Source organism: Marinobacter sp. L-13 (assembly GCF_056857715.1).
Window position 1 is genome coordinate 111,442 of record NZ_JBSXNQ010000053.1, and the last position, 14,010, is coordinate 125,451.

The window sequence follows — 14,010 nt, forward strand, 5'->3', positions numbered from 1 at the left end:
TAGCCAGGCCGGGTGCAGAACAACCGTGCGATGCTTCCATGGCACGGTTGTTCTGACCCAGACAGCAAGCCCCCGTTACAGGGCGCCAGCTGTGGCAAGGCGAGTTTTACGCTGCTTCTGGATGACGAACGCCAGGACCGCCAGGGCAATACCGGTGAGATCCGTCCAGAGCCCTCCCTCGATCATCAGCAACGCGGCCGCAATCAGCAGGAGTCGCGTTATCCAGGACGCGGAAATGCTCGCAAACCAACCGAGCACGCCGCCAGAAAGCATGTAAACGCCAAAGGTTGCGGTTACCAGCGCCCTCGCGATCTCGAACCAGCCGGCTTCCATCAACAACGCGCCGTTGTAGAAGAACATGAAAGGCACGATGAAGGCTGCGATGCCGATCCGGAACGAGGCCACGGAGGTTTCCATGGCGTTGGCGCCCGATATGCCTGCAGCGGCATAGGAGGCCAGCGCAACCGGCGGTGTGATCGCGGAAACTACAGCGAAGTAGAACACGAAGAAGTGCGCCGTCAGCGGTTCAATACCCAACTGGACAAGGCCGGGCGCGACCACTGAGGCAGCTACCGCATAGGCCGCCGTGGTCGGCATCCCCATACCCAGTAGAATGGAAATGAACATGGCGAAGATCAGCGCCAGCAACTGGCTCGTGGCCGCAACGTCCAGCAACAGCACAGAGAAGCGCGCGCCCACTCCCGTCAGCGAAATCACGCCCACGATTACCCCGGCCGCTGCGCACACCACGATAATCTGGATCGCCATATAGGAAGCAATTTCCAGTGCCTGAAGGATATGCCGCAGACCCATCTTGTTGGGTGACAGCCAGCTCACGACCGCGGCAGAAACGGTCGCCAGGGTGCCGGCCCGGATCACCGAATAGCCCATGAACAAGGCGACAATCAGGATTATGATCGGCACGAACAGATAGCACTGCTTCATCATGGTTCTGAGCTTTGGCAGCTCGTCTTCACGCATGCCGCGCATGCCGGTCTTGGCGGCTTCAAAATCCACCATGAAGTAGACCGAGGCAAAATACAGGATCGCCGGAATGATCGCCGCGATGGCTATCTCGGTGTAGGGAATGCCGGTAATCTCCGCCATGATAAAGGCGCCGGCGCCCATGATCGGCGGCATGATCTGACCACCGGTGGACGCGGCCGCCTCGACAGCGCCTGCGGATTGCTTGCTGTAGCCCACCTTCTTCATCAATGGAATCGTCAGGGAGCCGGTGGATACCACGTTGCCGGCACTGGTGCCGTTGATCATACCCATCAGGCCCGATGCAAAGATCGATACCTTGGCCGGGCCACCCCGGGAACGGCCGGCCGCCGCAAAGGCAAAGTTCACGAAGTAGTCACCCACCTTCGAGGACTGCAGGAAGGCGGCAAAAATGATGAACAGAATGATGTATGTCGAAGACACCGCCGTGGTCGGCCCAAGGATTCCGGCATCGGTATACACCTGACTGAAGAAACGCTGAACCGAAAGCCCCGGGTAACCGAGGAAACCTGGCAGGTAGGGTCCTGCGAAAACATAGGCCAGAAACACCAGACCGATGATCACCAGTGCCATCCCCGCCACGCGCCGGGTAAGTTCCATGATCAGGGCCGTGCCGGCAATGGCTGCAAACGAGATACCCACCGGCGCAAAGGAGGTGCCGGTCGACATCCGCATGGACGTGTTATAAACCACCAGGAAATAGGCGGCCACGGCCAGCGAGCAGACGATCAACACCAGGTCGGGCACACTGAATACCGATCGCTCGCGCTGATGAAACCAGCTCATGACAATGCCAACACCGGTCGCCGCCAGCAGCGGCCAGCCAAAGTGCCACACCTCCAGTTCGACCGGAATCCGCATGGCGCCGTTCTGAACCATCTGCCAGAACGAAAATGTCTGATACAACACATAGAGAGCCGGCAGCATGGCACCGGCACTGATCCAGGTTGTCCACCGGTGGCGTGCGCCGCCCTCTTCCGATGACACAAACCGGGCGCCGGCAAACAGAACGAAACCCAGCACCAGGGCACCGGCAATGTGCACAATCCGGAACGACCAGGTTTCCAGGGGCGCTATGTTCAGGGAATACAGGTGAAAGGCTGAATAGGCTATCGCCAGCAGCGCGACGAATTTCAGCAGGCCGCCTTCGAAAAGCCGGCGGTTGGCTTCGACCGGTTCCTCGTCCACGTTGTGCGCGAGTACATGGTCTTCGCCCACTTCAATGTCCGGAAGGTCTTTGGAATCTTGTTCGGTAGTCATGACACACCCTGCTTGCAGGCAAATCGGAGCCAGAACTCGGCTGGCCATACATTGCAGGAGGCTGCAGGGCAGCCTCCTGCTCGAGCACTGTTACTTGATCTGGCTGTCTTCGATCGGGTAACCATTCTCGTTGAACCAACGCGCAGCGCCCGGGTGCCAGGGCAGGACGTTGTTCTTTGTGTAGTTCTCGGGTACCGAGTTACGGGCCGCCTTGTGAATGGAGACCATCTTGTCGTTGTTCTCCATGGTCAGCTTGGTGATTTCATACACGAAGCTTTCAGATACATCACAGTTGACCATCGCGAAGTTCCACATGGATACCACGCGGGAAGGCGCATCCAGGGACTGGTAGGTGGACGCCGGAATGATGAACTCGGACACCGGGAAGTTGCTGATAATGGTCTCGGCCTCGGCATCGTTCATACCGATGATGTTCACGTCGGTTTGCACTTCCAGCTGGCTGACCGCAGGAATGGGAATACCGGCGGCGAAGGCAACCACATCAATCAGTCCATCCTGAAGCTGACCGCCCAGATCAGACCAGCTGCCGTTGCGGCGTTCGAAGTTCACACCCAGGGTCTCCATCATGCGCGGAAAGTAGGTGTCCGAGGTGGAGCCCGCCGGACCAAAACCGATCGTGGCGCCATCAGGGATATCGGCGATGGAAGTAATGCCAGAGCTGGATAGCGCGGTCACCGAGAACGGTGTTTCGTACATCGGGAACATGGCGCAGACGTTGTCCATCTTCATGCCCGGCGCAAGCGGGCTGTTACCGTCCATGGATTCCCGAGCCGGGCCCATGGTGGTCAGGCCAAACTTCAGGTCGCCGGTGTGCACCAGCGCCATATTCTGAACCGGTCCGCCGGTGATCTCGGCACCACCGGAAACGCCCAGGTTTTCAGCCACAAAGTTCGCCCAACCGGAACCGTAGGCAAAATAGGTTCCACCCTGACTGGCGGTACCAACGGTGAAGTTGCTCGGCCAGTCCGAACGATCCTGGGCTGTTGCGGGGGTTGCGACTGCGAAGGTGGAGGCAAAGGCCACCGCCATTACGGCTTGGGTTTTCATAAGGAATGCTCCCGATTCATTTTGTTTGTTGGGTGCTCAACGAAGCTCTAACAGCTCCGGTGGGTAACCCAATCAGCAAGGAGCAGACCAGATCTCGATTAATTCGGAAAAACAGGGCCTTACTAGAATCAGAGCAAGGTCAGGCGCTGGAAAATGGGTGAAAATCCACCCATCGGAAAGAGCAGATGGGTGAATCCCGACACGTAGGGCGTTTCGGGTTCTGGCTACCAGCGACCCTGAAGAGTCGCCACAATACGACGACTACCGGCTCGATCCCGATGCTCACAGAGATAAAGTCCCTGCCAGGTTCCAAGTGCCAGGCGACCATGGCTGACCGGGAGGGTCAGCGAGGGGCCGACCAGGATGCTTTTGATATGAGCCGGCATGTCGTCGGGCCCTTCCATAACGTGCTCATAGTGCGGCGCATTCTCCGGCACCATGACGTTGAAATGGCGTTCCAGGTCGCCCCGCACATCCGGATCGGCGTTCTCGTTCACCGCCAGCGAAGCGGAGGTATGCTGGATGAACAGGTGCAGCAAGCCGACTTCGCAGTTGGTCAGGTCCGGCGCCTGGGCAAGGATTTCATTGGTGACCAGATGAAAACCCCGCGGCAGCGGCGCCAACTCGATAAACGACTGATCCCAGATCATGACAGCCCTCTCGGTTATTTCTGCCGGTCATCCCAGGGGTGCACGGGAACCACATCGTCGCCGACATCGCCCTCGTAGCTGCTGCGGAAATAATCCATCGCTTTTTCCGCCTCGCTGAGCTCGTCAAATCGGGCGACGTGGTAAATTGCCTCGCCCTCGTTTACCAGTGGCAGGTTATTCACGCAGATTACGATACCTGAGCAGGGTGACACCACCGCGGTTTCCGATTCGCCGAAGGGATCCGCCACCATGGCCAGCCTCTGGCCTTTGCGAACCTTCTGGCCCAGCCGGGCGACAGGCCTCATGATCCCATCGATATCCGCCCGCACCCATTGGGAATTGGCCGCGGTTTCAGACCGCTTTCTCGGTGCCTTGGGCCCCTTCTTCGCCGGGATCATTTCGAGTTCACGCATCACCCGAATAACCCCTTTCACACCGCTGCCGATCACCACGTCATCAAATCGCAGAGCCTCTCCGCCTTCGAAGGTGATCACCGGAATGTCCTGTGAATCAGCGTAGGCCCGGAGGCTTCCCTCTCGGAGCCCCGAATTGATTATGATCGGGGCACCAAAGGCCTCGGCCATGCGCACGGTTTCCGGATTTTTCAGCTCGGCACGAATTTGCGGCAGATTGAATCGATGAACTGCACCCGTGTGCAAATCAATAATGTGGGTCACCCGCTCCATAATCTGGGTGCGCAGCAGGTAGGCAATACGCCCGCCCAGGGAGCCACTTTCACTGCCGGGAAAACAGCGGTTCAGATCCCGCCGGTCAGGCAGGTATCGGGTGCGCTGCACGAACCCGAAAATGTTCACGATAGGCACCGCAACCAACGTGCCCCGAAGGTGCCTCAACGCCGAATTGGTGAGCACCCGACGAACGATCTCAACACCGTTGATCTCGTCACCGTGAATGGCACCACACACCATCAATACCGGGCCACTTCGCCGGCCGTGCACAACCTCAACGGGAATGTGCAGCGGCGTATGGGTGTACAGCTTGGCGACCGGAACTTCCACGGTTTGCCGGGTTCCGGCCTTTACCTGGGTCCCGGCAATTTCATAGGGGGCACGAGCCATGCTTTAGCCTCTCCCCTTGGTCCGGGTCTTCCAGGGCTTCTGATTCTTTTCGGTCCAGTTAATGATCATGCCGGCAACGTTCTTGCCGGTGGCGTTCTCGATGCCCTCAAGGCCAGGCGACGAATTCACCTCCATTACCAGAGGCCCCCTGCTGGAGCGGAGCAGGTCAACACCGGCAACGTTCAGACCCATGGCTTTGGCGGCCTTGATGGCCGTGCTGCGCTCTTGGGGGGTGATGCGTATGAGGGAGGCAGTGCCGCCCCGGTGCAGGTTCGAACGGAATTCGCCTTCGGCACCCTGACGCTTCATGGCCGCGATCACCTTGTCGCCGATCACAAAGCAACGGATATCGGCACCGCCGGCTTCCTTGATGAATTCCTGCACGAGAATATCCGCTTTCAGGCCCATGAAGGCTTCAATAACACTCTCCGCGGCCTTGCGGGTTTCTGCCAGCACCACGCCGATGCCCTGGGTACCCTGCAGCAGCTTGATCACCACCGGCGCCCCGCCCACCATCTGAAGCAACTCCGGAACGTTGTCCGGCTTGTTCGCGAAACCGGTAATCGGCATTCCCACACCCTTACGGGCCAGCAGTTGCAGCGAGCGGAGCTTATCCCGGGAACGGCTGATAGCCACTGATTCATTCACCGGAAACACGCCCATCATCTCGAACTGGCGCAATACTGCCGTTCCGTAAAACGTCACCGATGCACCGATCCGCGGAATCACCACATCGAAATCCTCAAGGACCTCCTCGTGGTAGTGGATCTGTGGATTGGCCGAGGTGATATTCATCGAACAGTGAAGGCAGTCAATCACCTTCACTTCGTGGCCACGATTAATGCCCTCTTCCACCAGACGGCGGGTCGAGTAGAGGTGACGGTTTCGTGACAGTACCGCTATTTTCATTTTTCAGTCCTTAAGGCCGGCTCGCCGGCAAGATAGGAAGCTTCGGGATAGATCACTGAGCGCCCTGACATAGCGGTACGGCCAAGCAACATCCGGAACCGCATGGAATCTCGGTTGGTCAATGTCATTTCAATGGGCCATTTCTGGCCGCCAATCAGCAGCGTGGTCTCGATGACCAGGCGCATTTCCTTGTGGCCGCCGGAATCAGACACGTTCCGCTCATCCAGCACCCTGGCGTCACACTCCACCACCTGGTGAAGATCGTTCTGTACCGGATGAACCCAGAAGCGCACGCGCCGTTCACCGTTTTCCGTGTAGGGTTCAGTGCGGAACGTGTGGAGACAGGAAGTTCTGGCTCCGGTATCGATTTTCGCCTTGATACGGCTGATATCCAGGTCCGGCAGCGCCACCCATTCCCGCCAGCCAAGACTCATCTTACTCTCGGCGGGGGTCGGTGGGATGGTTTTGATAACGTCAGCTGTCTTTGTCGACATCCGGGAGATCCTTTTCAGTGATTTTTTCCGGCCCCAACAGCTGAACACGGAACGGCTCTGAATGGCTACCCGCATAAACGCTGGTGTGGGGGAACGGAATTTCAATGCCTTCCCGATCCAGGGTTTTCTTGATCGCGACCATCATGCCGCTTCTCCCTTCAAGCACCTTTTCCTTCGGCACCCAGTAAGAGAACTGCAGATCGACCGAGGATGGACCAAACGCTGTCACCAAGGTGAAGGGCTTGGGTTCTTCGAGACAGACCGGATTCTTTTCTGCCAGATTCAGAAGCAGACTTTCCACCCGCTCTACATCTTCAGCGTAGGCAATCCCCACCGTCAGGTCGAGCCGGCGTATCGGAAACCGGGAACGGTTGACCACCCTTGTCTTGATCAGGGTTTCATTGGGAATCCGCACGTACAGGTTGTCCGGCGTGCGTAACTTCACGCTCAGCATATCAATGCCGACGACTTCCCCGATGGTCGCGTCTACCTCAATGAAGTCACCGATTTCAAAGGGTTTTTCCACCAGCAGAAACAGGCCGCTGATCATGTTCGACGCCGAGGTCTGAGAAGCAAAACCAATGGCAACGGTGAGGATACCGGCAGCGCCGAGCACCACATCCAGAGAGAACCCGGCCTCCCGCAGGGCCGCCACAAAAAACAGCACCACGATGACGTAAAACACCAGCCGCCGAACCATGACGGTATGATGGCGGGAGGTGCGCTGCGCCATGAAACGGCCGACACTGCGGGCCGCCAGAGACCCGAGGAACAGCCCCAACACAACAAGAAAGGCGGAACTGATCCACTGCCCCCAGGCAATATCGGTAAAAAACTGCATTACGCCTGTTTGCATTGTTTCCAGCAAAGCGTCGACTCCATCAGATCCGTTTCAGCCAAACATCCGGTCAAACGCCCGGACAAGCCGGCCGCGGGCCATTTTTTCACGAGCATCCGCCACCGGCCGGCAGGTGCCCGCTGCGGCCAGCAACGACTGTTCCACATGCAGACTCGCTGAATTCATGTCGGTCTCAACTTCAACGGTTACCCCCGGCGTCCAGAGCTGGCCCCGATCGTTCTGGTGCAATGACAGCAACGGCGTGGGCAGACTGAAGCGCTCAAGCAGCAGGGGCTCATCCCGCCGGTTGATCAGCGTCACCGGCGTGACGGCTCGCCAGGGGCGTTTCGGCACCGCCTCAAGCACAAGACGGGCAAAACTATGAGAGGTATAACAAAGCTCGCCCTCCATGGTATTTCTGCCCACCCAGGTCATCGAAGGCGACGCCAGGGGAATTTCCGTCAACACGGTTTGCTTGTCGCCGGCACAGACCTTCATCCAGACCAGCGTGCCCACGTAGATTGTGCAACGGCCGCCGGCGGGAATCGTCAGGGGCTGGAAAGGACGAATCACGGTAGGCATGTTTGCGAGTGCCGGCAGGAATGTCACGGTCGACGACTGGTTTTCCCGAATGAAACGCTGCAGCGGCACAGAAGCCGAAGGCAGAGTGTGGCCGATGGTTTCTGTCCAGCTGGCCGGATCCGTATCCAGTTCCAGCGTTTCTGAACGAATCTGCCATTCCTGGTCCAACAGAGTCACCCACAAACGAATATGACCCAGTTGATGATACTGGGTCTGGCCGGAAGCCAGTGAATAAGGCTGGGCCCAAACGCCGTCACGGCGACCTTCGCTGTTGTTCTCCATTCCTGCCACAGAACTCCTTGAGGATCGGCCGGCTGAATTGCTGTAAAAGTATCCTAACTATAATCCAATCAGCCAGCCCGGGCGAATATCCAAGTTGGTGATTTTATTGATACACCGGGCTGTAATTACACTTACATCAATCCCTCAGACAACTATGGATTACGGATGACACAACTGGTCTGGTTCCGAAACGATCTCCGGGTTGCCGACAACCCCGCCCTCACAGCCGCCTGCGAAAGCAGCGAAGAGGTGCGAGCCTGTTTTATTCTCACCCCGGACCAATGGCAGGAACACGATTGGTCGCCGGCCCGGGTGCAATTCGTCGTCGCCCACGCCAACGCCCTGGCCGAAGAGCTGGCCAAGCTGGGTATACCGCTGTCCTTTATTCAGGCAAAACGCTTCGACGACAGCCTTGGCAAACTCGAGAGCCACTGCGAAGAGCACGGGGTGACAGCGCTGCACTTTAACGAGGAGTACGGCGTTAACGAGCGCAAGCGCGACAAGGCGTTGAAACACCGCTTTGATCAACTCGGCATTGCCGTTCGCAAATACCGCGACCAGACAGTTGCACCAGTAGGCGAGATCCTCACCCAACAGAATGACCCCTACTCCGTATTCACACCGTTTTCGAGACGCTGGCGCAGCTGGATAGAAGAAACCCATCCGGGTCTTTTTCCAACGCCCAAAGCCAGGGGTAACGCCGTAAGCCCGGAACAGATCGACACCATACCCGAAGCCTTTCGAGACGCCCCCGAGCCCCTCGTTGCAACCGGTGAAGATGCCGCCCACGACCAGCTCGAGCGCTTCCTCGAAAAACGCGGCGGTGCGTACAAGGAAAAGCGTGACTTCCCCGCCATCGATGGCACCAGCCAGATATCCCCTTATCTCGCCAACGGTGTTCTCTCTGGCCGGCAATGCCTGATAGCCGGCCGGCAGGCGCAGGGCGCCGGCGGCAACCAGGAAGGCCTGGGAACCTGGATCACCGAAATCGCCTGGCGGGATTTCTACATCAACATCCTGTACCACTACCCCCGGGTCAGCATGCACCGCGCCTTCAAACCGGAAACCGAAGCCCTCGAATGGAACACCCCGGGCGACAAGTTCGAAGCCTGGAAAACCGGCAACACCGGCGTCCCCATCGTCGACGCCGCCATGCGCCAACTCAACCAGACCGGCTGGATGCACAACCGCCTGCGCATGATCACCGCCATGTACCTCACCAAAAACCTGTTCATCGACTGGCGCCTGGGCGAAGCCTACTTCATGTCAAAACTGATCGACGGCTTCCTGGCCTCCAACAACGGCGGCTGGCAATGGAGCGCCTCCACCGGCACCGACGCCGCCCCCTACTTCCGCGTTTTCAACCCGGTTACCCAGAGCGAGCGATTCGATCCCGATGGGGATTTCATCCGGGAGTGGGTACCGGAGCTAGCGAAACTGGATAGCAAACGGATTCACGATCCGGGTACGAAAGGTGGTGTTATTCCGAAGGGGTATCCGAGGCAGATCGTTGATCTTAAAGAAAGCAGGAAGGAGGCTATAGCCAAGTTCCAAGAGTTGAAGAACTGAAAGTCTCTGGAGGGCTGACTCAAAACCCGGAAGCGGGGTTGGCGATGGTCTGCCCAAAACCCTGCGGAGCCATGGATGGCGGAGCGGAGCCTACAGGGACGTATTCACGGCGTGTTTTGGGCAGACCATCGCCAACTCCGCAGACACCAAAGTCAGCCAGAACAGACCGGGCAATCAGGATCCCGAGCCAGCTTCATCTCCCGCCACTGCATCTCCCAGGCATCCAGAATCAGCAATCGCCCCACCAGAGGAGAGCCAACCCCGGAAATCACCTTTATGGCCTCCATGGCCTGGGTCGCCCCGATCATCCCGACCAGTGGCGCAATAACCCCCGCCTCTGAACAGGTCAGATCCTCATTGCCCTGTTCCGGATAAAGACAATGGTAACAGGGGCTTTCCTCCCGCCGGCTGTCGTAAACCGAAACCTGTCCCTCGCCCCGAATAGCCGCACCGGACACCAGCGGCACTTTCGACGCCACACAGGCACGGTTCAGCGCAAACCGGGTGTTGAAGTTATCCGTGCAATCCACCACCAGGGTTGCCTCCGCGACCTTCCGCGTCAGAGCCTCACCTTCGAGGCGCTGATTCAGGGCGATAACGGACACCAGCGGGTTGATCCGACGCATCCGATCGGCAAGGCTTTCCGCTTTGGATTCACCCAGCTGCGAGGTTTCAAAACCGATCTGGCGCTGAAGGTTGGCCAGTTCGATATTATCGTCATCCACCAGGGCCAGGGTCCCGACACCTGCGGCGCCCAGATACAAAGCGACAGGACACCCCAGGCCGCCGGCACCGATCACAAGAACCCTGGCCGACTGCAGCTTTTCCTGGCCGGCAATATCGAACCGGGGCATCAGGATCTGCCGGCTGTAGCGCAATAATTCGTCGTCACTGAGCATCTGCATCTCCACTTTTAGGCACCCGAAGACCATTGTCCGAGTGTCATCCGATCCCGGTTGCCATAATCCTGCCGGGTCTCAACGGCTTTAAACCCGCGAGTGTGAAACAACTGTGCCACGGCCTCTGCCTGATCGAAACCATGCTCAACCAGAAGCCAGCCGCCTTCAACCAGCCAGTCCGGCGCCTGGCTGATAATCAGCCGCAGATCATCCAGGCCATCGCTCCCGGATACCAGGGCCGAGGCAGGTTCGAATCGAACGTCCCCTTCCTCAAGGTGGCGGTCGCTATCGGGGATATAGGGTGGATTGGAGACAATCAGATCAAACCTCTCTGGCTCCAGCCCCAAAAACCAGGAACTCTGGACCACGGAAAGGTTCAGGCCAAGGGCAACGGCGTTTTCACGGGCCAGTGCCACTGCCTCGGGCTCGGCATCACAGGCAGATATTCGCCAGCCCACGTGCTCACTGGCGAGAGCCAAGGCAATGGCGCCCGTCCCTGTTCCCAGATCCAGCACACTGGCTTGCGGTGGTAGCGGCAAAGCAAGAGCAACTTCCACCAGGCATTCGGTATCCGGTCTTGGAATCAGGGTGGAGGCACTGACTTTCAGCGGCAGTGACCAGAATTCCTGATGCCCCAACAAATGTGCCACAGGCCTGCCGGCCACGCGCTCCTGCACAAGCGCCTCAAAGGCCTCAGCGTGAGCATTGGTCACTTCCCGCTCCGGCCAGGCCCGGAAACTGGTTCGGCTAAGCCCCGTAATGTTGCTAAGCAGCAGCTCGGCATCCAGCCTCGGCGAATCACTTTCAATTCGGCTGGATGCCTCCTTCAGAAGGGCTTCGCAGGTCAGTGAGGGTTTACTGGTCATCGGCGAGAGAGGCGAGCAGCTCGGCCTGGTGCTCCTGCTGCAGAGGCACGACGACGGCGTCCAGGTCACCGGCAATGACTTCGTCGAGCTTGTAAAGGGTGAGGTTGATCCGATGATCCGTCACCCGCCCCTGGGGAAAGTTGTACGTACGGATCCGTTCGGACCGGTCGCCACTGCCCACCAGGCTCTTGCGGGTCTCGGCCATGGACTTTTGCTGCCGCTCGGTCTCGGCATTCTGAAGCCGAGAGGCCAGCAGGCTCAACGCCTTGGCGCGGTTCTTGTGCTGGGAACGCTCTTCCTGGCATTCCACCACAATGCCCGTTGGCAAATGCGTTATCCGGATCGCCGAATCGGTCTTGTTCACGTGCTGGCCGCCAGCACCTGACGCACGAAACGTGTCTACCCGCAGATCCGCCTTGTTGAGCTCGATGGCCTCGGCCTCATCGGCCTCGGGCATCACCGCCACAGTACAGGCGGAGGTATGGATCCGGCCCTGGGATTCGGTTTCCGGAACACGCTGCACCCGGTGAGCACCAGACTCGAATTTCAGGGCACCATACACTCCGTCACCGGCCACGCGCGCAATCAGTTCCTTGAAGCCGCCGTGCTCGCCTTCGCTCTCGCTCAGGACCTCCACTTGCCAGCGCCGGCGCTCGGCATAGCGCAGATACATCCGGAACAGGTCGCCGGCAAAAATGGCAGCTTCGTCACCACCGGTGCCGGCGCGAATCTCCAGAAATACGTTCTTGCCGTCGTTCGGGTCTTTCGGCAGCATCAGGCGCTGGAGCTCTTCATCGAGCTCCTCGCTCTTCTGCTCGGCAAGTTGCAGTTCTTCCTCGGCCATCTCCCGCATGTCGGCGTCGCCGTCTTTCGCCAGTTCGCGCGCAGCCTCGATGTCATCCAGAGAGTGCTGCCAGGCCTGGAAACAATGAACAATGGGCTCAATCTCGGCGAACTCCCGAGAGAGGTCCCGGAACTTGTCCTGCTGGGAGATAATGGAAGAATCACTAAGCAATGCGCTGACTTCCTCGAAGCGGTCAGAAAGCTGCTCGAGGCGGGATTGGATCGATGGCTTCATAGTTTTTCCGGGGTTGTCGTCGTGTCCGCGTCCAGTGCATCCAGCTGGTGCAACTCACGCAGCCACTCTGTCACCTCGGTGCGACCTTCTGTGGTGGCCTTGCGAACCTGCACAGAGGGCTCGTGCAGGAGTTTGTTGGTGAGGCCGCGTGCCATACTGCGCAGCACGGTTTCAGGATCTGTGCCATTGCGCAGGGCGCGCAGGGCTTTCTCGGTCTCCGCATCGCGCAGCACTTCGGCACGCTGACGGAACTGCTTGAGCGTGGACACCGCATCCAGCGCCCTTAGCTGGTTCAGAAAATCCTGAACCCCGGACGCCACCAGATTCTCGGCCTCCCGGGCCGCACCCTCACGAGAGCGGATATTTTCTTCGATAACCTGGCGCAGGTCGTCCACCGTGTAGAGATACACGTCATCCAGCGAGGCCACCTCCGGCTCAATATCCCGGGGCACGGCAATATCCACCATGAAATAGGGGCGGTGTTTGCGTTTCTTCAGGGCTCGCTCAACGGCACCTTTACCAAGGATCGGCAATGGGCTTGCCGTTGAAGAAATAATAATGTCGACATCGGCCAGATGTTCCGGAATCTCGGACAGCACAATGCCCTTGCCACCACGGGATTCTGCCAGTGCCTGTGCCCGCTCAAGGGTACGGTTGGCCACCAGGAAGTCTTTCACGCCGGCATCCGCAAGGTGCCGGGCCACCAGTTCGATGGTTTTGCCGGCACCGATCAACAGGGCCTTGTTGCGGGACATGTCGGCAAATATGTGGTGCGCCATGCTCACCGCGGCATAGGCAACAGAAACGGGATTTTCACCGATGGCAGTCTGGGTCCGCACTCGTTTGGCGACCGAGAAGGTATGTTCAAACAATCGGGAGAGGAACGAGCCGCTGGCGCCGTGTTCCCTGGCCAGCGAATAGGCATCCTTCAATTGCCCGAGGATCTGTGGCTCGCCAAGCACCATGGAGTCCAGGCCGGCGGCCACTCGCATCATGTGCCTGACGGCATCGCCATCGCGGTGCACGTACAGCGCTTCTTCCAGTTCCGCGGCGTCCATTCCATGGAAGCCGGCCATCCAGCGAAGCACCATGGGTGCGCAGTCATCATCGCCGGCCAGGTACAGCTCGGTCCGGTTACAGGTAGACAGTATCGCCGCCTCGGTGGCGCCTGACGTCGCACGCAGCTCGGCGAACGCCTCCGCCATACGCTCGGGCGTAAACGCCACTCGCTCCCGTAGCTCTACGGGGGCCGTGCGATGATTGATTCCCAGCGTTACCAGTGCCATTTCGTGGTTGTACAACCTTTTGCCGATGAGCGGTTTATAGACGCGCAATTACTGGACATTTTAACGGCCAGCGGCCTGAGCTGCCACCCAAAACCACCGCAGCTTCGGCAAGTGCGGACAGGTTGGGCAAGATCAGGTGCTTATG

13 protein-coding genes are annotated in these 14,010 nt (G+C 58.8%); 1 reads left to right on the forward strand and 12 read right to left on the reverse strand.

Annotation, left to right across the window (positions count from 1 at the left end):
• Positions 1 to 75: 75 nt before the first annotated feature.
• From AC13DD_RS10380 to AC13DD_RS10415, 8 genes are all read right to left on the reverse strand, one after another.
• Positions 76 to 2,265, reverse strand: coding sequence for a TRAP transporter permease (locus AC13DD_RS10380; protein WP_014576235.1), 2,190 nt, complete (start codon positions 2,263 to 2,265; stop codon positions 76 to 78).
• Between the two features lie 90 nt (positions 2,266 to 2,355).
• Positions 2,356 to 3,333, reverse strand: a complete 978-nt coding sequence (locus AC13DD_RS10385) for a TAXI family TRAP transporter solute-binding subunit (RefSeq protein ID WP_008176323.1) — start codon at positions 3,331 to 3,333, stop codon at positions 2,356 to 2,358.
• A 224-nt stretch (positions 3,334 to 3,557) separates the two neighbouring features.
• Positions 3,558 to 3,983 carry a secondary thiamine-phosphate synthase enzyme YjbQ gene (locus AC13DD_RS10390; protein WP_053114606.1) on the reverse strand — a complete coding sequence of 142 codons (426 nt, stop codon included), beginning with the start codon at positions 3,981 to 3,983 and terminating at the stop codon, positions 3,558 to 3,560.
• Between the two features lie 14 nt (positions 3,984 to 3,997).
• Positions 3,998 to 5,062, reverse strand: a complete 1,065-nt coding sequence (locus AC13DD_RS10395) for a succinylglutamate desuccinylase/aspartoacylase family protein (protein WP_008176327.1) — start codon at positions 5,060 to 5,062, stop codon at positions 3,998 to 4,000.
• Between the two features lie 3 nt (positions 5,063 to 5,065).
• The gene (gene rimK, locus AC13DD_RS10400) at positions 5,066 to 5,971 is read right to left on the reverse strand and encodes a 30S ribosomal protein S6--L-glutamate ligase (RefSeq protein ID WP_008176329.1); all 906 of its coding nucleotides are present in this window, start codon (positions 5,969 to 5,971) and stop codon (positions 5,066 to 5,068) included.
• Complete coding sequence (locus AC13DD_RS10405; RefSeq protein WP_092030302.1) at positions 5,968 to 6,465, reverse strand: ATP-dependent zinc protease family protein; 498 nt, start codon at positions 6,463 to 6,465, stop codon at positions 5,968 to 5,970. The genes rimK and AC13DD_RS10405 overlap by 4 nt, the downstream gene beginning before the upstream one ends.
• Positions 6,446 to 7,306: a mechanosensitive ion channel family protein gene (locus tag AC13DD_RS10410; protein ID WP_008176333.1), complete on the reverse strand. Its 861-nt coding sequence runs from the start codon at positions 7,304 to 7,306 to the stop codon at positions 6,446 to 6,448. The genes AC13DD_RS10405 and AC13DD_RS10410 overlap by 20 nt, the downstream gene beginning before the upstream one ends.
• Positions 7,307 to 7,357: 51 nt before the next feature.
• A complete protein-coding gene (locus AC13DD_RS10415; protein ID WP_092030303.1) occupies positions 7,358 to 8,167 on the reverse strand; it encodes a hypothetical protein in 810 nt (269 codons plus the stop codon).
• Positions 8,168 to 8,332: 165 nt separating this feature from the next.
• On the opposite strand from AC13DD_RS10415, the gene phrB reads away from it, so the two are divergent.
• Positions 8,333 to 9,736, forward strand: a complete 1,404-nt coding sequence (gene phrB, locus AC13DD_RS10420; RefSeq protein WP_092030305.1) for a deoxyribodipyrimidine photo-lyase — start codon at positions 8,333 to 8,335, stop codon at positions 9,734 to 9,736.
• 152 nt (positions 9,737 to 9,888) lie between these two features.
• On the opposite strand, the gene AC13DD_RS10425 is transcribed toward phrB, so the two are convergent.
• Genes AC13DD_RS10425 through hemA form a run of 4 tightly spaced genes read right to left on the reverse strand, consistent with a single transcriptional unit; the run spans position 9,889 to position 13,865 of the window.
• On the reverse strand, positions 9,889 to 10,635 hold the full coding sequence (locus AC13DD_RS10425; RefSeq protein ID WP_273073326.1) for a HesA/MoeB/ThiF family protein: 747 nt from the start codon (positions 10,633 to 10,635) through the stop codon (positions 9,889 to 9,891).
• A gap of 14 nt (positions 10,636 to 10,649) precedes the next feature.
• Entirely contained in the window at positions 10,650 to 11,501 is an 852-nt protein-coding gene (gene prmC, locus AC13DD_RS10430; RefSeq protein ID WP_008176340.1) for a peptide chain release factor N(5)-glutamine methyltransferase, read from the reverse strand.
• A complete protein-coding gene (gene prfA / locus AC13DD_RS10435) occupies positions 11,491 to 12,579 on the reverse strand; it encodes a peptide chain release factor 1 (RefSeq protein ID WP_008176342.1) in 1,089 nt (362 codons plus the stop codon). Before prfA ends, prmC begins: the two co-directional genes overlap by 11 nt.
• Positions 12,576 to 13,865, reverse strand: a complete 1,290-nt coding sequence (gene hemA, locus AC13DD_RS10440) for a glutamyl-tRNA reductase (RefSeq protein ID WP_008176344.1) — start codon at positions 13,863 to 13,865, stop codon at positions 12,576 to 12,578. Before hemA ends, prfA begins: the two co-directional genes overlap by 4 nt.
• Positions 13,866 to 14,010 lie beyond the last annotated feature (145 nt).